The 25785-nt window shown below is 35.9% G+C and carries 20 protein-coding genes; all 20 read right to left on the bottom strand.

Features of this window, described 5'->3' with window-relative positions; genetic code table 11:
- Positions 1-9: 9 nt before the first annotated feature.
- Positions 10-1311: a hypothetical protein gene (locus DVR12_RS22570; protein WP_116978077.1), complete on the bottom strand. Its 1302-nt coding sequence runs from the start codon at positions 1309-1311 to the stop codon at positions 10-12.
- Between the two features lie 7 nt (positions 1312-1318).
- Positions 1319-2263 (bottom strand): DUF1573 domain-containing protein, encoded by a 945-nt coding sequence (locus DVR12_RS22565; RefSeq protein WP_116978076.1) that lies wholly within the window; start codon positions 2261-2263, stop codon positions 1319-1321.
- A gap of 12 nt (positions 2264-2275) precedes the next feature.
- A complete protein-coding gene (locus DVR12_RS22560; protein ID WP_116978075.1) occupies positions 2276-2899 on the bottom strand; it encodes a hypothetical protein in 624 nt (207 codons plus the stop codon).
- Positions 2900-2905: 6 nt separating this feature from the next.
- On the bottom strand, positions 2906-4123 hold the full coding sequence (locus DVR12_RS22555; RefSeq protein WP_116978074.1) for a 6-bladed beta-propeller: 1218 nt from the start codon (positions 4121-4123) through the stop codon (positions 2906-2908).
- 76 nt (positions 4124-4199) lie between these two features.
- Complete coding sequence (locus tag DVR12_RS22550; protein WP_116978073.1) at positions 4200-4559, bottom strand: hypothetical protein; 360 nt, start codon at positions 4557-4559, stop codon at positions 4200-4202.
- Between the two features lie 60 nt (positions 4560-4619).
- Positions 4620-4964: a hypothetical protein gene (locus DVR12_RS22545; protein WP_116978072.1), complete on the bottom strand. Its 345-nt coding sequence runs from the start codon at positions 4962-4964 to the stop codon at positions 4620-4622.
- A gap of 109 nt (positions 4965-5073) precedes the next feature.
- Positions 5074-6378 (bottom strand): hypothetical protein, encoded by a 1305-nt coding sequence (locus DVR12_RS22540; RefSeq protein ID WP_147323521.1) that lies wholly within the window; start codon positions 6376-6378, stop codon positions 5074-5076.
- A gap of 36 nt (positions 6379-6414) precedes the next feature.
- On the bottom strand, positions 6415-9249 hold the full coding sequence (locus tag DVR12_RS22535; RefSeq protein WP_116978070.1) for a peptidase associated domain and porin domain-containing protein: 2835 nt from the start codon (positions 9247-9249) through the stop codon (positions 6415-6417).
- Complete coding sequence (locus DVR12_RS22530; RefSeq protein ID WP_158563343.1) at positions 9249-10490, bottom strand: 6-bladed beta-propeller; 1242 nt, start codon at positions 10488-10490, stop codon at positions 9249-9251. The genes DVR12_RS22535 and DVR12_RS22530 overlap by 1 nt, the downstream gene beginning before the upstream one ends.
- Before the next feature lie 539 nt (positions 10491-11029).
- On the bottom strand, positions 11030-11656 hold the full coding sequence (locus DVR12_RS22525; RefSeq protein ID WP_116978068.1) for a hypothetical protein: 627 nt from the start codon (positions 11654-11656) through the stop codon (positions 11030-11032).
- Positions 11657-12065: 409 nt separating this feature from the next.
- Entirely contained in the window at positions 12066-12443 is a 378-nt protein-coding gene (locus DVR12_RS22520) for a tyrosine-type recombinase/integrase (RefSeq protein ID WP_116978067.1), read from the bottom strand.
- 813 nt (positions 12444-13256) lie between these two features.
- The gene (locus tag DVR12_RS22515) at positions 13257-13952 is read right to left on the bottom strand and encodes a hypothetical protein (protein WP_116978066.1); all 696 of its coding nucleotides are present in this window, start codon (positions 13950-13952) and stop codon (positions 13257-13259) included.
- Positions 13953-13965: 13 nt separating this feature from the next.
- The gene (locus DVR12_RS22510; protein ID WP_116978065.1) at positions 13966-15309 is read right to left on the bottom strand and encodes an RHS repeat domain-containing protein; all 1344 of its coding nucleotides are present in this window, start codon (positions 15307-15309) and stop codon (positions 13966-13968) included.
- A 46-nt stretch (positions 15310-15355) separates the two neighbouring features.
- Positions 15356-15868 (bottom strand): hypothetical protein, encoded by a 513-nt coding sequence (locus DVR12_RS22505; RefSeq protein ID WP_116978064.1) that lies wholly within the window; start codon positions 15866-15868, stop codon positions 15356-15358.
- Between the two features lie 2 nt (positions 15869-15870).
- A complete protein-coding gene (locus DVR12_RS22500) occupies positions 15871-17646 on the bottom strand; it encodes a M91 family zinc metallopeptidase (RefSeq protein WP_116978063.1) in 1776 nt (591 codons plus the stop codon).
- A gap of 175 nt (positions 17647-17821) precedes the next feature.
- A complete protein-coding gene (locus DVR12_RS22495) occupies positions 17822-18856 on the bottom strand; it encodes a hypothetical protein (protein ID WP_116978062.1) in 1035 nt (344 codons plus the stop codon).
- Complete coding sequence (locus DVR12_RS22490; RefSeq protein WP_116978061.1) at positions 18853-20619, bottom strand: RHS repeat domain-containing protein; 1767 nt, start codon at positions 20617-20619, stop codon at positions 18853-18855. The genes DVR12_RS22495 and DVR12_RS22490 overlap by 4 nt, the downstream gene beginning before the upstream one ends.
- Positions 20620-20647: 28 nt before the next feature.
- Positions 20648-21331, bottom strand: coding sequence for a hypothetical protein (locus tag DVR12_RS22485; RefSeq protein ID WP_116978060.1), 684 nt, complete (start codon positions 21329-21331; stop codon positions 20648-20650).
- Between the two features lie 22 nt (positions 21332-21353).
- Positions 21354-25514: a DUF6443 domain-containing protein gene (locus tag DVR12_RS22480; RefSeq protein ID WP_116978059.1), complete on the bottom strand. Its 4161-nt coding sequence runs from the start codon at positions 25512-25514 to the stop codon at positions 21354-21356.
- A gap of 23 nt (positions 25515-25537) precedes the next feature.
- On the bottom strand, positions 25538-25785 hold a 248-nt coding region (locus tag DVR12_RS27655), incomplete at its 5' end, for a hypothetical protein (protein ID WP_158563342.1).

Below are 25785 nucleotides of genomic sequence, written 5' to 3'. Positions count from 1 at the left end.
TAGCATGATTTAACCTACCCAGTAAGAATTTTGAAACAGATAAAACAGAAATATTCCTATCGTTAGCTGGATAATAGCTACGATGTAATTCAGGATTTTAATTTTATTCAGAAAGATGTACAAGGAAACAAACATTGTCATATTAAAAAAGTAAAGCAATGTTTGCGAATAAACTGTATGTCCGTTTAGTGTTTTATATGCTCCAATTGCAAGCCAGGTAATTAGCATAGATATGGGTATTACGGCTTTGAAATTTCTCTTAAAGGGGTGGGAAAATAAAAGGTAGCGCAGGAAGAAAATGAGAAATGGTGATGCGAAAATGAACCTGTTTAAGCTTAGCAATGAGGTGCCCTCATTTTTTTGCCATACCCCACTAAATAGAATGCTCACCACTCCGGTAACAGCCAGGAAAGCCATAGAAAAAATTTCAGACATCGCTACATTCTCCTTCTCCTTGCTGAAAACATGATTATATAAAGTTTTACTACTTGTAATAAAAGCTAGCATACATACCAGCAATGCCAGACCATCCATCCATAACATTCTGATTCCGGAAATCGTTGTTAGAGGAAATACAGGCCATCTTAATTCTCTGTTCCACATTTTTTGTGCTTTAAAAAAGACGCCCCATTCACCTGTATAAATGTAATGGATGTAGAATACAGCTATGGTTAAAGCAACCAAAAGAAGAATGTAAATTCCTAATGAAATAATTGCTCTCTTTTGTCTGTTTCGGAGATATTGAATGAGAAAAGTGAATGCCAGTGCAAAGGCGAAAAGCATCCCTATGGATCTTGTAAGGCTAGCGATTACCAGACCTGTTGTTATAAGATAATTATTCTTTTTATCTAACCCAATTAATAATAGCGCTGATGCCAGAAAAAATAATGCTTCTGAGTAAGGAACTATATAAAAATAGAAACCAGGTAAAGTGATAAATAATGTTGCTTGTCTGAAAGAAAGATTTAAATGTTTGCCGATTAAACAGAATCCTACGAGAAATAATACCGTATTGATTATAGACATGCCAACGGGATCCAATTGTGTAAGATACCATATGATTGGAAGCATAGGGAAAAAGGCAACAGAACTTTTGTCGTTAGCATCGAAATAGTAACCATTGTCCTTTATATTAGCATACCATCTGGCATCCCATTGAAGCAAGGTTTCTGAGTCGGGGTAAAAATCAAATATCCTAAAATGAACCATCGCTATATACAACAGCAACCCTGCAGTAATAGACATGATGATCGTTAAAAAAACAACTTCTTTAGAAAGCTGTTGCTGAATTCTGTATAATAAACTATACATAATGGGGTTATGGTTTTACAAGTCCTTTAATCATTAGTATTGTTGGTGATTTGATGGCATTAGTAACTACAGAAATGGGGCGGTTAAATATGCCTGCTGTTTTCGCATCATAAGTTATACTGATTGAAGCACTGTCACCAGCCGGAATCTGAGTTAACGGATAGTCTGCGGCAGTACACCCACAACCTGTATTTATTGATACTATTGATAACGGCTGCTCACCTGTATTTCTGAATTTGAAGATACATATAGCTTCTTTGCCGGAGGGAATGCTGCCAAAGTTATGCTCCTGCATATCAAATTCGATTTGCGTTTGATTGCTACTGATCTGACTGAAATCTCTTTCTCTTCCCCATCTTTTAATAATGCTTTCATAATAGGGGTTGGATAACTCTGGATGAGATGAGTTAGTAGGAAATATTGATTTCACAATTCCACTACTATCAAGTGTAAAGAAGTACGGAAATAAAAAGCTTCCTACTTCGTTTAAATCTAAAAAAAGCTTGTCTGTATTTTTTAGGTACATAACCCGAAAAGTGGTGTCCTTTACTCTGGCTAATTGTAGTATTTCATTATAATTAGCCTGATTAGATAAGAGTATAATATTACTTTTCCCAATTATTTTGGCAACTTTTGCAAGTTTGGGTAATTCGGTACCCAGGCATTTATCACAGAAATCCTGAGGTAGCCTTAAAAGCAGCATAGATTGTTTATGATTCAGATAATCTCCCAGTTTATATGAATTGTTTTGATCTGATATAAGGGCATCAAAATTTGCATGAATATTGCCAGAATACTGAAGAGAAAAATTCCATACTTCCTGAAGTGATGAATAACGCTCGTCGGTTGTCGACTTTAGCTGTTCATTTTTTTTCTTTTCTTTCAGATTGGCCAATACGAGTAAGAGATTTACACCTATCAATAATATAATAGCTATGTATATCGATTTCATGAATTATTGTTTTTAAATATTGCTGTGAGATGCCAGATATTTTGTCAGCACTTCCATTATTTCCATTCTTGGAACGAATACATCGGATACACGATAACTGTTATCCAGTGTGAAAAAATATGGCTTGTTTAGATGCTCTATTTCGATATTCAGTGGCTTGGTTAATATATAAGTCGTTTGAGTATTTAGCAAATCGTCGGCATGATAAGAGTCTACTATTCTTATTAATGTCTGATCAACCAATATATTCACCTTTATATTTGATAATCTGATAATCTTGCAAATAGAATCAAGATTGGATATGTTGACATCTACTGATGGTATCCGCAGGAAAACTGTCTGATCTGATGTTCTAAGTCGGATAAGTTGAATACTATCCTGGGTCATTTTCCATGCAATACTAATTGTTGTGTCAATTAGTTTTCCTTCACTCATCATTACCTGATAAGGATAGTTATTCCAGTACCTGACATTATTTAAATTGTTGTTATGCTGATAGGTGTAATTGTTTCCCTGAAAAACCATTGAAACAGGAGAGTTGGAGGCAGGTTTATAATAGAATCCTGAAACAGCAAGTACTGTAGCAATCAGCAAACACACTGAAAGGAGGATAATAACCAGTCGTTCTTTTTGCATAGTTGATTATTTATTAGCAAGGATTTGTTTTGGAGCAGACTTAAGATGATAGATTGCAATAACAGGATTAGAGTAATCTGACAAGCCTTCTGCTAATGATGCCAGCTTATGGTTAGGGGTCGGGGATTTTGCCATTATAGTAGCCCGATTCGCATTTAAAATATCTAACGGCAGCAATACAGCAATCGCTTCGTACTGGTTTATTTGTTTAATACTACCCATGTCGGGTATTCCATCAATATTATTTGTAAAGTAAGATATGGTAAACTGACTACCTCGTGTTAATGACTTCCAGTATAGATAAACCCTACTTTGATAAGTATAATAAAAGACAATGTTTTGAGAGGTTTGAAAGAAGGGCCCCCAAATTCCTGAAAAATTTCCTGATTGCAAAAACTGATTTGCTTCCTGTGCCTTCTGTGAATGATAGAACTCTCTTAAATCTGTTTTCCTGGAAAGGGATAAATTGAATTTGGCTTCCATGCTGTTTTTAGTGATAGCATAGATAGTGTCTGAATACAATCGGACAATGCTTATTGCGGTTCCTGCATTATTAGCTACTGTATACATCTTACCATAATTTATATAAGGAAATATGGGTGAATTCATATATCCTTTCAGGTAAGTGCCAGATTTGTCGAACATACAGATACGGTTCTGATTATACTTTTTAGGTTCATTTTCAAACTTAGTGATACCATCCCTGCTAAGTACGAATACATCATCTCCAAGTATATCCACATTGTGAAAGAAGCCCTGAATTCTTATGGTATTGATCAATTCTCCTGATTTGAAAGAATATGCTGATATCTGGTGTTTATTTGCGTAATAAACATATAAATTAGTATGGCTGCTGTCGATACAGAAATCAGTAATGCTTTGTCCTTTTTCTCCATCTATCTTATATAAGAAATTGCCGGAATCTGAAAACACAAACAGCGCTCTTGATACTCTTGTATCTAATACTAATAGTTTGTTGTCTGCATATTTTATCTTTTCAATTTTCCCAACCGGGAGTTGAGTGGGTGCCAGTTTTACATAGCTGATACTGTCGGCCACCTGGGTGAAGGGAATGCTTTGTGCAACAGTATCTATTGGCAACTGTTGTATATTTCGAATAATTATTTGACCATCTTTGAAGCTATTGTCGGAGGAGCAACTACTTAGGCCATATGTGAATATAGCCATTACAAGCAAACCGCGAAGGAATGGGTTCTGTAACATCCTAATGAAGTTTTAAAATTGATAGGAAAATGTGTGATAATCCTAGCCCGGATAGGGCTAGGATTGAATGAATGAATCAGTTATTTTCAACTGGCTTATACTCTACCTTAGTTGCAAGACAAGGGCGCTCATTTTTTGTATTGCAGGTTGAAGAACCAACTTTACAGACTGATTGGTTGGCAGTATAGGTAGTGTATCCCAGTATTTTACCTGTTTCAGTATCATATGACGGTACTTTCCAGGAACAATCTTCTCCGCCAACAAAAACAGCGTTGTCAAGAACGATTTCCGGACTCGTGCCTGTACCTGTATCAGTTAAAGACAGGGCAGTAATTTCTTTTAAAGAGATTCCATAAGATGATAATGAAATATTAATTCCTACAAGAAGTACTAATGTGGCAAAGAAAGCAGTTACTATTTTTATACTTTTTTTCATTTAAATGTGAATTTTGAATGATTAATAGCCTTTTAATTGTATTAAAGGAAGTGACAACTGTTAATTGGGTTTATATTCGGTTTTGGTAATAGTGCAAGGTTTTATATCTGATTCTTTGCAGGTTTTATTACCTAAAAGACAATCAGAATAACTAGCAGTGATAATATAGTATCCGAGAATCTCGCCAGTAACGGGGTGATAGTTTGCTTCTTTCCAGGAGCAGTCTATTCCTGAAACCAGTACTGAGCTTGGGATATCGGAACCAGAATCTGTACCTGTTCCTGTTCCTGTGTCGGCGAGCAAAGAGATTCGATCTGCTTTGAAAGAGGAGAAGGAGGTTATTAGTCCTGTGAGAAACAAACAGAGAGCGAACATTGTCGTAAGAGATTTCATGTTTACTTTCATAGAAAATAAATTTTTGAGATTGAAAATTTAAAAATGAAAGGGTATGCCTGTCTATTGTTTATAGAGGCCTCTGGTTAACTTATCCTTGCTAATTATTGTAAATAAGGGCTTATATGATCAGGTTATAATATTTCCAATTGGCTACAAGTTGTTGACTGTAAATAATGATTATAAGTACATAACATAAAAAAAAGAATGTAATTCCGATTATCTTATAATTATTAGCATATTTTGAAAACCATTCAGATAAGAAAGGAATAACAATAAGTAATAATGGGAATATGGGTAAATACATATACCGATCTGCCATAACCGCCGGCCTGGTCATTGGTATTATCTGCAATACCAGACAAATTTCAAATGCGAAAAACAGGAAGCAGAACAAATAATAGTATTTGTATTTTGATCTTTTTACCATATAGCCAACAAAAAGAAAAAATGCTAAAAGTACGAAAGGGTAAATGATCATTAGTAAAGGCATAGATTCATCAGGCTGAATAGGGTAAGGATAATGATAATGTAATCCAATCGGAATAATGAAACTTGTGAGATAAAAATTCAGACAGTAAAATGAAAGTGCTATCCTTTTAAGAATTGGATAATGAGCAATTGGAGTAAAATCTGTAGATGAAAGATTATTTGCCCTATATGTTAGTATAGCAAAACAGAAGGTAATAAAGAACATAAGTCCTGTATATACCAGGTAATTCTCAAATTTTAGCATGACTTTCCCTTCCTTTAGTTTATAGCAAAGAACAAATGAAAGAAATATGAACGGAGTAACAATTGATTGCTCTTTACAGAAACAGGATAAAAGAAAGAAGAAAGTGGATATAATGAAACTGAAATGCCTATTGTTCTCAAATCCGTTTATAAAATATAAAAATGATAATAAAGAGAAGAAACAAAACCAACCGATTTTTACTGCTGCTATCCAGGTGGTAGGTTCCACATTTAAAGGATGTATACCCCAAATCAATGCTATAATATATGCATTCAATACTTTGTTAGGGATTTTAAATATAGTCATCAATTTGTATCCTAACATTCCGATAATAGCCACATTCAGGCAATGCTGAATAAATGAGAACAGATGGTAATAATATGGGTCATACCCATTAATCTTATAAACCAGGTGATAGTATAAGGTGATCAATGGCGAATACTGGTTATCATTTATTGCAGTAAATACTTTGTAGAAATACTCCAAAGAATATGCTTCCGGCCTTACTTCAATATTTTTCAATAACATCCAGGTGTCGTCTGGTACTGCAAATTCTAAATGGGTTATTGGGATATATACAATGGTAAGCATTAAAAAAAGGAATATTGACAAGCCTAAGTGAAGGGCGTAGTCTGAAAGTTTTTGGACTCCCCAAAACTTAGATCTGTTGGCGATAGGCAGAATGTTCATGAGTGAAATTTATTGATGTTAATTAGTCATCTAAAACTATTTATGAGCTTTCTTTCCGAACTTCCTGGGGTAATATGACAGCGATAAAAGATAATATTGCCTTAGTACATTCACTGTACTTGTTGTTAGCATATTGTCTCCTCCTTCATAAAACACACCCTTATTCTGTCTTAGCAAATCCAATACAGAAAATCTTACTTCTATATCTTTTGCTTTGGTAAGCCTGCAGTTAGCTGATGCATTCCAAAGCACAAAGTTGTTTACATCATATCCAGAATTGTTATTGAACGAAATATTTGTGTTTAATGCAATTCTCTGTGTGGCGTTATAACTGGCGCTTAATACAGTTGAGTAAGTTCGACTACTAAGATTTTCAGAATTAATGTTTTTTTGTACTGCTGTATAGTTATAAAGGTTTTGCGACAAATTCAGAGAGATAAGCTGATTCACTGAATACCCTATACCCAGCTTAACTGTATTGCTAAGAGAATTGGTCATATTTGCAAGCCCGTTTATGCTATTTGGTCGCTTTCTAAAGTAAGAAGAGGCTGATAGCTGAAGTTCCAGTAGTTTTGAATTAAATTTTAGAGCCTTATTTATTGTAGCATTGGCTCCGGCATGTTGTTCGGTGCCAAGGTTAATATATTTAAAAGATCTTCTTCCCACACTGTCTGTATATATATCTTCTGTAATAACATCAGCGATGATTCCAGCTGTGACATTTATATAGTAATTGAATGGTGTGGATGCTGATATCTTATTATGATTCAAGCTAAATAAAGCTTCATAATTATCTGCAGGTTTCAGCCCACGATTCAGTTTTAAAATCAAATACTGATTAATACTGTCGGTTAATGGTACCATTTGAGAGGCTGTAGGATATTGTTGCCTCTTCTCTGCTGAAAATCTGTAAATATCCTGAAATGAACCAAACTGATTGTTATTATAAGTAGCAACAAATTTGGGAATAAACTTTGCAGTATTATAATTAAATTGCTGGATCTCTTTGGTAGATTCATTCCGCTGCATATAAAACTGATACTTCAACATTACTTCAGCACTCAGTATTTTCTGATACCTGTTGTCCAGTTCTTTAATTATGTTTCTTGCCAAGCTTAATCCGGGTGCTTCATTAATAACAATATTATGCTGAGTTGCCGTGAGGTCAGGGTTTACATAATAATATACCGGAGATTTAAGTTTATCCGATACGTTGGCTATGTTTTGCAGATAGTTTATTTCCAGTGTATTTACAATCTTTAAATTGAATAGCGAAATTTTGCTATAAGGGCCTAGCATCCAGGGGAGCAGATTACCCCATTTGACATCCAGTTGCTGCAAAATTCCATTCTTTTTTTCCTCATATTTTCTGTCGTAGTACCGGGATAAGGAAGAATCAGTGAATGCTGTAAATTGCTGTTCATTTATACTGTTATCTTCATTATTTCTAACTACCAGGCTATAACTAATTTCATAATCTCCGGGTCGCAAATTTATTTTGGTTATTGGCTTTCTACCTGTTGCGCCTATTGTTAGATTTAATAACTGGTATTTAGCATCTGTAGCCGAATATCGCAGACATTCACTCACATTTGTTTTGTTACTATCAAGCGAATTCATTATTTCATTTCCTACACTGTTCAGATTTCCTCCGCTAAATGAAACAGCTGAATTAAATGTGCTAAATGCGTTATTTCGTTCGTAGATCGCATTAAATTTATGATCTGTGGAATTTGTATTAAACTTGCTATTACTTTGGAGTGTATTGTCCATACCATCCTGCAGAATTATTTGAGTTTGCGATTGTTTGGACAGTGATTTATGGTTATCATCCAGGAAATAATTTAATCTTATTCTGTTTATTTTGATGCTTCCGATATCAGGTATAAAATCATGCTGCCATGCTATACCTGCATTAACAGATGAATTTACACCTTGTACATTAAGCTCAGGTTGATATTCAAGACTGGTTCCTATACCTTTAAATGTGCTGTTACGTAATATGGTATTCAGATCTTTTGCTATTTTATTTACATTATTAGCAGCTGTAACAACAGAGAGCTGATTCTTTTTAGAAAAGAAATTGATGCTGCCATCTGCTTCGTAATGATTATCTGTTCCTGCTCCCGCTGAGATTTTACCAAAATATCCAACCTCTTTCCCTTTCAATAGCTTTATATTGACTTCCAGTAAAGAATCAAGAGGGTTGTTTGGGTTTCTTAGTGTATTATATACCTGAATTTTATCGACTGCTTTTTTGGGAATATTTTGTATAGCCACTTTAGTATCACCACCTACAAAGGTTTTGCCGTTTACGAGTACTCTTGATACCGTTTTTCCGTTGACGGTGATACTACCATCATTCCATACGATTACTCCTGGCAGCATTTTCAGAAGGTCTTCAGTTTGTGCAGCTTGGTCCATTTTAAATGCAGCAGCATTAAATTCAAGCGTATCGCCATTTAATCTTACCGGAGGTACTGTAATATCAATAGTAGGTAATTCTCTGTTGTTTTGCTGTAGATTGATTTCACCCAGCTGTATTATAGGTTCTTGCTTTGAAATTACCAGTGGCAGACGAACAGACCTATATCCCAGGTAGCTAACGATTAAGTATATCGGTTGTGTTATCGGAAGTTGAGCTAGCCTGAATGATCCATCCATATTTGTCAGTCTAAAAGCGACAACGCCAGAATCTTTTTCAAGATATATAGCTACGGTTGCTGCCGATAGCTCATAATCATGAACAGAATCTCTTACTATGCCCTCCAGTTGCCCTGTCCATGTTGAATCTTTCTTCTGCGCATTTGCAGCAGAAAAGAAGGAACAAATAATAACATAGAACAAAATTATGAATCGGAATGCAGGCATTAAATAGTTGATTTGAGCTTTAACCGAACTAATACCGGATTACTTTTTCTGTTTTCTGTCTTGAAATAATTTTCAAGTGTAGGAGAATATGCTGGTTTTTTATCCTTCATAGCTTCTTTAGATGAAAACATGGTAAGAGAAGGAAAACTATAGTAAAGGTCTCCTGCTGCAGACAATAGTAAATCTGACCTGGTATTACCTGAAACCGGTAAGTAAGAGGTTTTGTCATCGGCCCCTATTTTATCCAGTGCTATGAGTCTTGAAGTTTTAAGACTATACAACAGGCATATACGATTTATATTATTTTGAGTATTCGGAATTCGGATGTCGAGTAATAAGCAATTATTGGTAATGGAGGCTTCCCAGAAAGAAGTAATAGCTGATTTGTCTTTCAGGAACTCTTTTCTTTTTCCAACATAAGCACTATCTGTATCGAAGTTTTGAGGGATAGACAGATACTTAGGTAGTAATACTTCAAACTCTCTTGAAATGCCAGTTGTTCCCAGTTCATACAAATGATAACTAAAATCGGGAGAATACAAACAAGTTGTATCTGTTGCTCCCTTATTTAAATATTTAATGTGCCCGTATAAATCATCCAGTAAGGCAGTTTGATTAGGAATAACCGGAAATAGAGAAAGTGGAATTGTTATACTGTCTTTGTAAATAGAGATATCAAATTGCTTAAAATTGTTTAATTTATTGGCGGAATATGGACGCTGTTGTTTGCAAATGAAATATCCGTTTTTTAATTGGTAATAATCCTGAGTATTAGCAGGTAAATTAATTTTTCCTGTTCTGATTCCATCAAATGTGTATATATACAGCACTGCCGGCTCGAAGATTGAACTGATGTAGAATTTATCACCTGTTTCGTTAATGCTGATGGATGAAATGATACTACGTTTCGGACCTGTACTGTTTGGTACCTGAAAGATTTTGTCGAATTGAAATTTGCTGATTTTATGATGATAGCTGCCATCTTTATTAAAGAATAATACAGCTTCAGTTGTTTTGTCTAAGATGATGAAATAAGATGGTGTTACCAGTAACTGATCAATTTTCCCAAAAAGACTTTCTTTGGTGGTTTGTAATGGTATATATTGTACGTCCTCAAAATACTTTGAAGCTGTTCCTCCCATCGCATTCATCGGATCAATCATTATTTTTTTCGCATCGGCGGGAGTCTGTCCATTGGTCTGCTTATTAATCGTCAGTATACCAAATAATATAGTAACCAAAATTAGATAGTTAACATTCATAAATGGTTTTCAGTTCTATTTGTTAAGAATAATAGGATTTATAGCCATAGCAGAATATTTCACAGATCATGCCATGTCAGTTCAATTGGTATTCATAGCTATCAGCATCTTACCTTTTTCGTGATTATTTAACTTTGAACGGATAAAAACGGGTCTACATCAATTAATTCCTATACCAGGGTCTTTGGGTTTTGAGTTTTCATAACTTGAATTCAAAATACAGGCCTTTAAAATACCAGTACATCAGTTCATAAATGTAATAGTAAACCTTTTGTATTGTAAATGCAAGAATAAAGTAAAAAAAATAGACTATCATGAAAAGAATCTGTATTAATATTCAACTAGTCGGCTCCTGTAAATGCCAGTGGATATTATAAACGGGAGGACCTTGACTTTATGATGTCAGGGGAACCCTCCCGTATTAAACAAGCTGTTAAGAAGTTAAAACTGTAGCTTCCTTCGCATTACTAACGGAACAATTAGCAATCATTCTTAGATTAATGTGAATTGAAGTTGCCTTATGTATTAATCTCGTTTTTGTCAATAATAATATTTTTAATTTCATCAGATATCGCATTACTCCACTGAAACCTATCTTCCCTGTTAAAAAGTTTAGATATTTCCTTGATGGCTGTCAAAACCCTTTTCATATAAAACAATGTATTTTTTGCATCGAAATCTTTTAAGAATTTTTCGTATCCAATATAAATTGAAAAATTTTCTTCCGGTAATATGTAATTATCTTCAGGATTTTTCTTTACGATCCCTGTATCTGAAATTATAATAACATCAGTATCTAATTTTTTTGATTTGGGATGTGCAATTCGATTTCGAATTTTTTGAAGTTCTATTATAGTCTGCAAAGGTTCTTCAGAAGGTTTAAATTCTTTTTTTGATGTTGATAAGATTCGCCATTTCAATGGGGTTGTTCCTTTTTCAAGTTCTGACCAAGTCCAACTATCTATTAAGTCCTCACCAATTTCATTTATAACACCTTCTACTGTAATTCCTAATAAAAGGAAAATATTTATCCCTAAACGTATCTCTTTATCTATGTTTTTCTCACGTCTAGCCTCAACTGCTAACAAAAGTGAATCCAGCGCTTGTTGCATTAACAACGCCGATATGGTTGCTTTTTCAATCATAATTTCTTGATTTCTTTATACACATAATGTTAGAAGTTAGGGTATATTTTAATTATTATAATGTAACTTTACTTGCATTATAATAAAAAGATATCATAATTATCTCATTTAAGCTATTTCAAAAGCTCACAGGTGCCATAACTTGGAACTTTCTATTTACTATATATTAAGATGTAAGAACTTCCAATATTCATCATTCTGCTACCTAACTGAAGACTGCCTATTCATTAAGATAATAGTTTGGTAATTTTTCGATGTGTTGGCGCTGATCTTTGGGTCGATGCCTTTTATAAGTCTCATGAACATGCTTCGTTGTTGCCAGTTCCATAAGTAACCCTTGTAGTAAAATAGAAAAGCTCAATCATGCGCAGTGCCAGGTAATATGTTTTGCTACTCCAGCATCTTTAACTCATTGCTGTATAACCTTATTACAGCCGTCATGCGTAGGCAAAGTAAAGACTTTATCATTCGGCTCCAATTTCCCAAGTCTTTTAATTTTTTCATCGAGAATAGATAATGCAATCTGATGTAAGGTAATTTCAACCGGCTTTCCTGTCTTTTTCTGGATAATCCGGGTCACAAGAACTTCATTTTTAATTTGTTCCCAGGTTAACTTTTTTACATCTACATGCCTTATGCCCGTGTAGCAGCAAAATATGAATGCTAGTCTAACTTCAGCATTCAGGCAAGGGGTTTTCAGGAGCCGGATATACTCATCGGCTTCCAAATTTTCTTTTAGATTAATGCTTGGATTTGATTTGGCAGCAACATCTTCAGCGGGGTTCAAACGAAAGTACCCTTCTTTTGTGGCAGCTTACATAACGCGTTTAAACCTTGCAAAATAGTTAGCAGGAGTATCACCGTTATATTTAACTAACAAATACTTTCTAAATCATTCACAGAGGTTTTCTGTGATATTTATAGGAGCAAGGAACGGTTCCTCAATGAAATTTTTAAATTGAGTAAAACTGTTTTGAAGATGTCGGTTGCCAGTTTGTTTATTATTGACATATTCTTCATAATAGTTAAGAAAGTTGGGTATAAAGTTGTGCGTGGGGATATCCCCTGTACCAAGAGCTTGACGTTCGAGAATAAGTTGTGACTTTTTTGTTTCTACAATTGCCAGCGCTTCTTTATTATGATTTTTTTGTAACTCGTCTTTGGGTTTACTAAATGTAAATATTCCAGTAGCGTTACGTTACCCTGGACCTTTTCCCCATTCTAATGTGTAATAAATTTTTTGCCCATTCCGTGTAGGTCTCGGCGTTACAGTGATGGTCATAAATGTTCATTTTGTGTGTGCCAAACTGTGTGCCATCTGTGAGCCAAAAGGAGTGGGAATAAGCGGAAAATACCGGCAAAAAGTGGGGTCTAACAAAAAAAAGCCCCTGTAAATCAATGACCTACAGGGGCTTTAGTGCCCAGAACTGGATTCGAACCGGGGATGAATATCAATGTGTTATAAACCTTGAGTGTCAATTGAGTGTCGCACTTTTTCAAATTCCTAAAAGAATGTTCTTTTTACACACTTTTAAGTACTTCTTCACTGTCAATACAAATATAAGAAATTGACCTGGGCTTCGAGAAATTAAATCGGAGACTAATCTTCCATTTTTAGCAATTTTACAATATATGGTCTTTCAATATCATCTTTGGGCAATAATATTTGGACTGGCGATTTTTCAACTTCTGAATAACCTTTAAATAGCAGGCCTTCCTTGTTTCTTTTATCAAATATGATATCCTTTACCTTATATGAGTACATCCTAAACCTAAGATAGTCCAGGCAGGAATTTGGATTCATTAAGTTAATATTGAAATCATAAGATACTCTTGTTGGGTAGAACTGACCGCTTAAGAATTTAATATGGGGATATTCACTATTTACATCCACAGCTATTAGAAAATCTTTAGTAGTCAGTCCGATACCAATCGGTGTTGTAATAGTATTTGAAACTGAATCCAGGAATTTGAATCCAGGAATATATACTTTAAAAACTTCAAACTTGCTCAAAGGATAAATTAATTCACTGGTGTCAATTTCCATAATTAATTTTTGCCCGAAATCTGGTAATATAAATCCATAGAACTCGTATGAGCCACCATCCAATACTTCTTCTGGAACTACTCCATTTAATGCTAGATTTGCATGACGTAGGTTAAACGCAAATAAATTATTTGCAATCTTATTGTAAATAAATTTATTTAATTTTTCACTTTTAGCTTGAGCAAATAGATTTAAATGAGGGATTAGAAATAAAATGGGAATTAAATTACGATAACTCATTAGTTTCATATTATTACGATTTCTATTTTTGTAATTTCTTTAACTTTTCCATTACTTCTTTGATTTTTGAATCAAAGTCTGATTCTGCTTTTTTTGCAGCCTCTCCGCTAGGATTACCTTTATCGTGACCATATTTATTTTCATCCCACTTATCAACCGTTAAAGCTTCTTTAGCTTTATTTTGAAGGGTGTAATTAGCATGTCCAAATTCATGGGCTAACGATTTTGCAAATTGCTCATTATTTAGACTTTTATCTATTATGATTTTTGCCGTATTATTTTCAAAATATGCTTTCTCATTTGCTTCTTCAAGAGGAATTCCTACTCGCTCAGGTTCATCCATGTTGTACCTTCCTCTGGAGAATTCCCCTTTATCATTCATTTGAAGATCATTTTCATATTTTAATTTACCAACAAATTGCCCTAACATTACGCGTTTTTCATTTGCACTACTGGATATTTTTTCAGTATTCACTAGATCCTTTATGCTTAGTTCAAACCTATCTGTCACATCATTTAATGCCTTATAGATTTCAGGATTTGTTAGTTGTACTATTGCTAATGCCGCATTAATCCTTTTTATGTCTTCAGCCGTTCCAATAGGGACTATTTCCTTTCCATTTGGGTCAACAAACTTCAATGGATTATTGGCTGTATAGCTGAATGGTGAAAGTTTGAAATACTTATCAGCCATCGGGTCCAAATTATGCCACCTTCCTATCTGCTGATCATAAAACCTAGCTCCAAAATCGTATAGTTCTAGTCCTGATCCATCATTCCATTCCTTCCGCTGCAACTCTTTACTGTTAAACAATACCTTGTTCTCCAGCTTACCAGCGGCCCGGGAACTAATTCCGTCTATTACCAATCCAAAGGGGTAATAATGAGTAACATTGAGCAAGGAACCCGTAAGTGCCATAATCCCTATATCATCAAAATACACATCAGCTTCAGGGGTTTCATTGCTAGTGAAAATATAGGCGTACCCACTTTTTTCTACCACCCATTTGTTTTTGGTATGCTGCGTTATTTCGCCTGGTTCGCCTACCCGCATGAAGCCTTTATAATCTTTACGGTGGAAGATATCTGAAGTATCATCTTCTATTGGTTTCAGATCTTCATCGAGTAATATATAATTCAGATAGGCTTTAGGTTTAGTATTAGCAGCAGGTGTTTCAGTTTCTCTGGATTTGAGTAGTGAGAAAATCGCAGCAGCCAGGGGATTAGCGGCCATAGATGCAGATGTAGCCAGTTTGTCGGCTGCACCAGATGCTACTCCGGCAAGAGATAAAGCCATTTCCTCCAGTGGTATTTTACGTGTGTACTTATTGCCATCTTTAAATTTATACCAGCTACTAGCAGCCATGCTAATAGTAGCTCCAGGCCACTGTTACCATTATGACTATTGTGGATCATTTTTTACTGAATGACTTTAAAGAGGAATCAAATTTATCTTTTTGACTTGCCGGAACATTATTATAGCCAACACTAATAAATCCAATACGCATATCCTTCCAATATAGCTTTTGGCTATTTATTCCTTCAAGCATCATATCTTCACGTACATATTCTTTCCCCTGTAATTGAGCAATAGCTTTACTTAATTCATAATCTTCTATTCCCTCAAAACGTTTTCGAGCAAGACTGTCACCTAAAGACTTGATATTATCGTAATTTGCAAGTCCTGAAGGAAACTCAGAAATATAAATATGGGATAAGTCTTGATAATTATATTCATTTTCCTTTTCTCCATGTCCACCTACCCCTATAACAAGCTTGTATCCAACAGGAATTTTCATGCTGTATTTGACTATTTTTGATTGCTTTCTGTCCACATGACTTACAAAAGTTATTGTTGTAAATCCTTTGTTGATATTACATGAGAAAAATGCACCTCCCAATATTAATAACAGTAAGTATTTCATAATTATGGTTTATAGCTTTGTGGTAAAATAGGTTGATTGTTAGGAGTGACCATTCTGACTTTACCTTCGACCTCACCTGATGGATCAATAAGAGTGTAATAATAGATCCTTATTGGCAAATTCAACTGACCTCTTAAAATATTTTCCCTATATGTTGCTTGCCATTCTGTAAGCCTAAGATCTTGTATTGTATTACTATTTAATAATCCTCGATTTGCATCTAATCCATGAAACAGTTCATGCGCCAAATCTGAAACAGGATTTACCCTTACCCCATCTGTTGTAAGTAGAGGTGTACCAAATGGATTCCATGTTATAGCTCCTCCACTACCTCCAGTTATATCAATTCCCACACTTCTAACTGAATTGAGGTCAATTGCTCTTGAAGGGTCTGTTAGTAATTGATTGGCATATGCCTTATTAGGATTATTCTCTGCAAAATTACCTGCATTTCCCTCAACTATTGAATATCTATTTTTGGAGCTTTCTAGTTCCGATAGCATCGATCGTCCTTCCTCACTTTTATTGATTGTAGCAAGTGCATTAACCGATTGCCTCAAGAAACCTTTTGTCTTTCCCATATATTCTGAGCCATTCAAATAAAGTTTCCCTCCTTGATGCAAAAATTCTTGTTGCTTACATGGGATAATTAGGGAATCACCATTAACATCAATATTCAATACTGGGTTATTCGCGCCATATTGATAAGGGGATAAAGAAACATATTTTCCACTAAAGCGATCAAGTCTAAAAAACCTTCCTAACTGCTGATCATAAAACCTCGCGCCAAAATCATATAGCTCCAATCCGCTACCATCATTCCATTCCTTCCGCTGCAACTCTTTACTGTTAAACAATACCTTGTTCTCCAGCTTACCAGCTGCCCGAGAACTAATTCCATCTATCACCAGTCCAAATGGGTAATAATGAGTAACATTCAGTAAAGATCCAGTAAGTGCCATAATCCCTATATCATCAAAATACACATCAGCTTCAGGAGTTTCATTGCTGGTGAAAATATAAGCGTAACCGCTTTTTTCAATCACCCACTTGTTTTTGATATGCTGAGTTAGTTCCCCTGGTTCGCCTACCCGCATGAACCCTTTGTAATCTTTACGGTGGAGGATGTCTGAAGTATCATCTTCTATTGGTTTCAAATCTTCATCGAGCAATATATAATTCAGATAGGCTTTAGGTTTAGTATTAGCAGCAGGTGTTTCTGTTTCTCTGGATTTGAGTAGTGAGAAAATCGCAGCAGCTAATGGGTTAGCAGCCATAGATGCAGATGTAGCCAGCTTGTCGGCTGCACCAGATGCTACTCCCGCAAGAGATAAAGCCATTTCCTCCAGGGGTATTTTTCTTGTGTTCTTAGAGTTATCTTTAAATTTATACCAGCTACTAGCAGCCATGCTGATAGTATCACCAGCCATTACCTTAATAAGAATAGAAGGACCTGTTTTCTTCTGATCTCCATCCAGTTTTGCTGCAAACTGGTTACTACTATCCTTAACCGGATAGTCCATAGGCTTCTTAGCTCTGGTTTCTTCGATATTGGTATAATAAGTATTTTCTGTGGCGGCATTCACCGGTTCCATACCGGCAATGATATAGGGTACCACTGTCGTTTCTTCGGTAAGGGAGGCGCGAACATTACCTAAATGATCTTTCTCGAAATAGTCGTATACGTAACTACCATCTGGCTTGCGCCTTACTCTGCCCTCTTCGTGGGCGAATTGTAAAAGTGTATCCCTTAAATACTGGAATGGCCCAATATACATGGTGGTAGTGGTTGTAGTGCCTTCGGTAGCTATTCTTTAGTTGTTTTTTTATTAATTGTTTGATCTTTTATATCAGTCGAAATAGTAAATATTAAGCTGACAATAGAGAAATAAATAATCATGAATTTCATGCTTATTAGTTTTCTTTTCAACCAATTATAATTCCTAAAAGGATTTAGGATGGATACCTCAAAATAATTGGTCGTTCCAAATCCTTTTTCTTTAGTAGAATCTCAACCTTTGATTTTTTTGTTTGTGAATAACCTGTAAATATTAATCCTTCCTTCACTCTTCTTTCAAATTTAATACTATCAACTTGATGTATATACATTCTAAACTTCAAGTAATCCAAACAGGATGAAGGATTATTTAAATCAATTTTGAAATCTTCAGAAATCCTTGTAGGATAAAATTGCCCACTGATATATTTTATATAACCTGGATAATTATCGCTAGTATCAATTGCAACGAGGAAATTATTTTCAAGAAATAAATAATTGGTTTTGCTATGTACTTGACCCTTCTCATATTCAAATCCATTTATAAATATTTTGTAAACTTTAAAGTTTTTTATTGGATATTCAAGATTCATAGTATCAATAGACATTATTAATCCATAACCGGGGTCTGGAAGTAAGGAAGTATAATATTCAGTTCCCATTTCCAAAATATCTTCTGGTTTTGCTCCATTGAATGAATTACTCGCATTCCTTATGTTATAAACAAAGACATTTTTACTTACTTTATTGTAAATAAAATCTCTTGTACTTAAATTTGATGGAGGAGGTCCATATAACTTGTAATTGGGGAGTGGTTCTTTTTGAAAACATAACCCCTTTAAGTTGCCACTAATATATATATCTTTCTCAGTTGTAATTGTGTCGAACTCAATAGTTGTTCCGTAAAAGTCAATTGCTGTAATAAATCTATTAACATTCATTAAGCTGACACCATTTATAGATTTAGCTACAATTGACTTTAAAATAAAAGGATAATGCTTACCTACCACTATTAAGTTGTTACAAATATTACTTCCATTCTTTTGTGAACAAATTTTAAAAATTGAATCATTTCTGGATATGTATATTGTATATACATTCTCAACTGAATCAATTTTAACAACTTTATATAATGCTCTGTTTTGTTGAGCTATTGTAAATTTTGATAATGTTAAACAAAAAATAATTGTCATTTTTAAATATGGTCTCATTGTGGGTTGGTTAATTTCAATAAAATTTTTTCAATATCACCAGATTTTATAAATACTTGGATATAATCATAGTTTCTTTCATCAAGTGTCTGATTACCATTTTTCATCATTCTATAATTGAGTATTCCTGATTGTGGCGTAGCTGCATTGTGGGCCTTTATATATTCATCCCGACTAAAGCCATATGCTTTACCACTTGTCTGAGCTTCTTTTCCGGCCTGATAGGATTCTGTTACTTCATGTAGCATATCAGCACCAGGTTTACCATAAAATGTACTTATTTCACTTATGTCGTTAATATTGACCTCTTGGTATGCCTCAATTATTGGAAGCAACTTACCACCCTGCTTAATAGTATTGTCTGTTACTTTATTACCCATTAAAGAGCCACCAATTAATAATCCACCTCTTGACTCCTTTCGACTGTTTGAAGCATCTAAATTTACATTAATACTGTGATCGTCAATTAATGTCATTAATTGTTTAGATCCTCTATTCTGTTTGGCTCCATCCACCTTACTGTAACTCACCTTGCCTGTTTGATCATCTATGCTAAGCATTAATTTTCCCAGGACTGATTTTTGTAACTCTTCGAATGCCTTTAATTTTTCAGATCCTTTTAAAATCAGATCTAATGGTCCACGACCATCAGGGTCAATAAATCTAATAGGATTATTAAAAGCACTATTATATGGTGTAAATTGTTTCATATGCTCCGCCAAAGGATCTATTACATGCCACCGTCCTATCTGCTGATCATAAAATCTCGCGCCAAAATCATATAGCTCCAATCCGCTACCATCATTCCATTCCTTCCGCTGCAACTCTTTACTGTTAAACAATACCTTGTTCTCCAGCTTACCAGCTGCCCGAGAACTAATTCCGTCTATCATAAGTCCAAAGGGGTAATAATGTGTTACATTGAGCAAGGACCCCGTAAGTGCCATAATCCCTATATCATCAAAATACACATCAGCCTGGGGAGTTTCATTGCTGGTGAAAATATAAGCGTAACCACTTTTTTCAATCACCCACTTGTTTTTGATATGCTGAGTTAGTTCCCCTGGTTCGCCTACCCGCATGTACCCTTTGTAATCTTTACGGTGGAGGATGTCTGAAGTATCATCTTCTATTGGTTTCAAATCTTCATCGAGCAATATATAATTCAGATAGGCTTTAGGTTTAGTATTAGCAGCAGGTGTTTCTGTTTCTCTGGATTTGAGTAGTGAGAAAATCGCAGCAGCTAATGGGTTAGCAGCCATAGATGCAGATGTAGCCAGCTTGTCGGCTGCACCAGATGCTACTCCGGCAAGAGATAAAGCCATTTCTTCCAGGGGTATTTTACGTGTGTTCTTAGAGTTATCTTTAAATTTATACCAGCTACTAGCAGCCATGTTGATAGTATCACCAGCCATTACCTTTATAAGAATAGATGGGCCGGTTTTCTTCTGATCTCCATCCAGTTTTGCTGCAAACAGGTTACTACTATCCTTAACCGGATAGTCCATCGGCTTTTTAGCCCTGGTTTCTTCTATGTTGGTGTAATAAGTATTTTCTGTGGCGGCATTCACCGGTTCCATACCGGCAGCGATATAGGGTACCACTGTCGTTTCTTCGGTAAGGGAGGCGCGAACGTTGCCTAAGTGGTCTTTCTCGAAATAGTCGTATACGTAACTACCATCTGGCTTGCGCCTTACTCTGCCCTCTTCATGAGCGAATTGTAAAAGTGTATCCCGCAAATACTGGAATGGCCCGATATACATGGTGGTCAAAAGCAATTAATAGTTAAGGCTAATGCAACCTAACAATATATGGACGCTCAATATCATCTTTGGGTAATAAAATTAGAACTGGTGATTTTTCAATATCCGAATACCCTTTAAATAATAGTCCTTTCCTATTTTTTTTATAGAATACAATATCTCTTACTTTATATGAATACATGCGAAAATTAAGATAATCCACGCAAGAATTTGGATTATCTAAATCGATATTAAAATCATAAGATATTCTCGTTGGGTAAAACTGACCACTTAAATATTTGATATCCAAATATTCATTCTTTAAAGCTACAGCAACCAGAAAATCCCTAGTTAATAACCCAATACCCATTCTAACTTTAATAACTTTTTCAACTGTATCTAAAAAGCGAAATCCAGGAATGAAGATTTTAAAGACCTTATATTTGCTTAAAGGATATTTTAAATCCGAGGTATCAATTGTCATAATCAATTTCTGTCCTTCGTCAGGCAGAAGGCCATCAAAAAACTCTAGTCCCCCTTCAGTTAAAACTTGGAGGGCAATAACTCCATTGTAATCTGGACTAGCATGTTGTAAGTGGTATGCAATTAAATTCTTACTAACTTTGTTATAAATAAACTTAGTTGTTTTTTCATTAATTGTTTGACCCTTTATATCAGTCGAAGTAGCAAATATTAGGCTAACGATAGAGAAATAAATTATCATGAATCTCATGCTCATTAATTTTTGTTTTCAATTATCTAAGCTTTTTTAATACCTCTTTTAATGTTTTATCAAAAGATTCTTCTGCTTTTTTTGCTGCTTCCCCATTAGGATTCCCTTTATCATGACCATATTGATTTTTATCCCATTTATCAATATTAAGCGATTCCTTTGCTTTATTTTGTAGTGTATATGTTGCATGCCCAAATTCATGGGCGAGAGTTCTTGCAAATTGTGTTTCGGACAAATTTTTATCCAAAAATATTTTAGCTTTATTTTCAAAAAAATGTACTTTATCATTTGCCTCCTCTTCTGTAATATTAACACGTTCTGGCTCTTCCATGTTGGTCCTACCTCTGGAAAACTCACCTTTTTCATTGATCATTAAATCATTTTCAGGTCTTAAATCAACATCAAAACTCCCCAATAATTGCTTTTTTTCATTAGAATTACTTGAAATCTCAATTGTTTTAGCCAGATCAGTAATATTAATTTCAAACTTCTCTTTTGCCTTCTCTAGTGCCGTATATAACTCTGGATTTGTTAACTCAACAATTTTTAAAGCATTCCTAATCCTATCCTTATCCTTTTCTGTTCCAATTGGAACTATTTCCTTTCCATTCGGATCAATAAATTTCAACGGATTGTTCCTTACATAATTAAATGGTGATAAATTGAAATACTTATCAGCCATCGGGTCCAAATTATGCCACCTTCCAATTTGCTGATCATAAAATCTCGCGCCAAAATCATATAGCTCCAATCCGCTACCATCATTCCATTCCTTCCGCTGCAACTCTTTACTGTTAAACAATACCTTGTTCTCCAGCTTACCAGCTGCCCGAGAACTAATTCCGTCTATCATAAGTCCAAAGGGGTAATAATGTGTTACATTGAGCAAGGACCCCGTAAGTGCCATAATCCCTATATCATCAAAATACACATCAGCCTGGGGAGTTTCATTGCTGGTGAAAATATAAGCGTAACCACTTTTTTCAATCACCCACTTGTTTTTGATATGCTGAGTTAGTTCCCCTGGTTCGCCTACCCGCATGTACCCTTTGTAATCTTTACGGTGGAGGATGTCTGAAGTATCATCTTCTATTGGTTTCAAATCTTCATCGAGCAATATATAATTCAGATAGGCTTTAGGTTTAGTATTAGCAGCAGGTGTTTCAGTTTCTCTGGATTTGAGCAAGGAGAAAATCGCAGCAGCCAGGGGATTAGCGGCCATAGATGCTGAAGTAGCCAGTTTATCGGCTGCACCAGATGCTACGCCGGCAAGAGATAAAGCCATTTCCTCCAGTGGTATTTTACGTGTGTACTTATTGCCATCTTTAAATTTATACCAGCTACTAGCAGCCATGCTGATAGTATCACCAGCCATCACCTTTATAAGAATAGATGGGCCGGTTTTCTTCTGATCACCATCCAGTTTTGCTGCAAACTGGTTACTACTATCCTTAACCGGATAGTCCATAGGCTTCTTAGCTCTCGTTTCTTCTATGTTGGTGTAATAAGTATTTTCTGTGGCGGCATTCATAGGCTCCATACCGGCAGCGATATAGGGTACTACTGTCGTTTCTTCGGTAAGGGAGGCGCGAACATTACCTAAATGATCTTTCTCGAAATAGTCGTATACGTAACTACCATCTGGCTTGCGCCTTACTCTGCCCTCTTCGTGGGCGAATTGTAAAAGTGTATCCCTTAAATACTGGAATGGCCCAATATACATGGTAGTAGTAGTTGTAGTACCTTCGGTTACTGTTTTCTTGATTTTGGTACCGGAAGCATCATCCGTGTATGTTATACTTCCTTTTCCTGTAACAGTTATAGTTTGTGGAAGGTTCAAATTGTTGTAGGTAATACTGGCTATATTCTTATTATTGTCTTGTGTCAGATTACCGTTGTTATCGTAAGTATAGTCCTGTGTTTGACCAGATGTCACTTTCTTAAAATCGCCTAATGTACTAGCGGGGTTGTTGAAGTTATCTGTTACCCGCCATAGTTTATTCCCCTCCGTTATTGCGTTATAGTTGTAAATCAGTTCATCTATTTTAGTTGACGGAGCTACAAAGTGGGTCATTTTCTGAATATTGCCATTTGCATCGTAAGCAGTTGTGGTAGTAGCGCCATCGCCCATCAAAGTGGTGTAATCTTTACCTGCGGTGGTATTCCAGGCGGCGCTGGTATATTGTGTAAAAGAGGCTTTTAATAGTTTGTCTGTTGCGTCATAGGTATACGCATAGGCTCTACGTTCTCCATCGTTTTTAGAGCGCCACATTACAGCAGAAATATTGCCATTGAAGTTAGTACCTCCACCGGGAGCGGCAAACGTTTTATCATACGACAGCTCCATTCCGAAAACGTTATCACTATGTGTACCATTCGCATACAGTTTGTTTATGCCAGTGAGCCATCCTCGGATATTATAGGTATAAGTAAGTGTATCAACTATTGCCGCTGGAGCCAGGCTTTTCTTTTTGAGATTACCAATAGCATCGTACTCATTTTTTACCACCCACTTTTCTGCACCGGCATCTATTTTCTTATAAACATTCAGTAATCGCCATTCGTTGTCATACTCATTGCGGGTAATTACGGTAATAGTACCTGGTTTTGTATTAGTGGCCGTATGATTATATTTTATAACAAGTGGTTGCCCATTAAAGCTATATTGAGTGGTGATCTTATCAACCCCTCCGGTAATATTTTTACTTTGTACCTGCAAGGACCTGCCATAATCGTCGTAATGGGTAACGGTATACAAATAGGTAGATGTACCTAAAACCAGCGTCTTACTACCAGTGATTAAACCCTTAATATAGGTGGTAGAAGCTGTCATAGCTCTGGGATAAGGAAATGTTGCATCCGAGGCTGCAAGAAAGCCGCTACTGGCCTCACTGGAAATATAAGTACTGCTTAGCCCTATACCAGCAGGCACCCAGGTGTAATCGTCGTAATAGACCTCTGAGAGCATAGTAGCTCCAGACAGTTGTGCTGTTGTTGGATAATCAGCACTCCCATCCGCTGATGTTGCATGGGCTGCACGGGTGGTGGTACTGGTCCAGAGCCATTTATTGGTAACTCTATCTATAATATCATACTTGATAGCGGTCCACTGGTTGGAGGTACGCTGATTGGCATCCTGCGTTAGCACCACTCTGTCCAGGATATCATACACCGTGTAGAAATCTCCTCCTCCGGGGACTCTTTTCATTACTGGTCTGTTCTTCGTATCATACTCATAGCGAAATGAAAATTCGTTCAGAATAGTAGTTGAAAAAGCCCAGGCAGCATTTCGGAGTAGTTCCACTCCACGAGGCTGAATAACAGCACGTAGCAGGTTTTTGTAATCGTAGATATAGTAAGTACAAAGCCAACCTGTATAGCCGGTACCAGGGCCGGCATCGGCTGTTGCGGTTAGTTGCACTTTACTCATGATCAGCTTTCCCTCCATGTCTTTAAACGCTATTACCTGATTGTTATGCTCATTTTGTGTAACAGTTTTACTAAGCTGCCCCGCTGCATAAATAGCGCTGGTCGCATAAGTACCATAACTACCAGCAACATCTGTGACCGTAAATATTCTTACAGAATCGACCAGGGTATTGGCCCAGTAAAGTGTTTTAGTACCTCTACCGGCATTGACCCAACTATTACCCTCCGGATACACCTTCGACACTCTATCAAGTGGCGAGGGTTCATAATCGGTTTTGGAATAGTAGAAGGTTTCACCCTGCCCGTAGATGGGAGAATTAGCATTACTATTACTATAGAAATTTTGTTGTTGTTGAAAAGGATTCTTTTTAAACAGCCCATCCGAAACAGAAGTATTTCCACCAGTGGTATTGGCACCAAAAGGGAGATAATGACGGATTTCTCTGCCAAAATCATCATAAATGGCAGATGTAACCATATCAGTAGCAGTGCCACCTGTAATGAGGGAGCCTTGTTTTACCACTGTTTGTATGGGCCTTCCCAATCCGTCATGATAGGTAGTAGTGGTCTTTACTGCCGGAGTAGTTAGCGATATCGAGAAGGTATCACTGGAGGTCATCGGCCTTGCCGGAACCCAGGTACGAACATAATTAGCTGAACCAACCGTGTATGCAGCTGGCAGAAAGGGAGTAGCATCCTGGCTTTTTGCTGCTATTGCCAGCAAGAGTATAAATATTAATAAATAATGTTTCATAGTTACTGATTTGAGGGAATGGATTAATTAGTACCGGCGATTTTATACGCTATATTCTTTCGGATATAATTTTTAAAATCGGACACCTGATAAAGCCTGCCGAGGAAATCAGCAAAATAGGTAGTCTGTTTGCCTGCGGGATCAATCTCCCAATCATAGTTATCGCTACTATGCCAGATAAAGGAAGATACCTGAAACTGCCGGTATCCTCCGGTCGGAAAAGTAATTTTCTTCAGAATATTAGCTACTGCATAGGTGGGATTAGCAGTAC

Source organism: Chitinophaga silvatica (assembly GCF_003419895.1).
GTDB classification, from domain to species: Bacteria; Bacteroidota; Bacteroidia; order Chitinophagales; family Chitinophagaceae; genus Chitinophaga; species Chitinophaga silvatica.
Note: the sequence above shows the minus strand (reverse complement) of the source record. Positions and strands in the feature narration are given on the sequence as shown.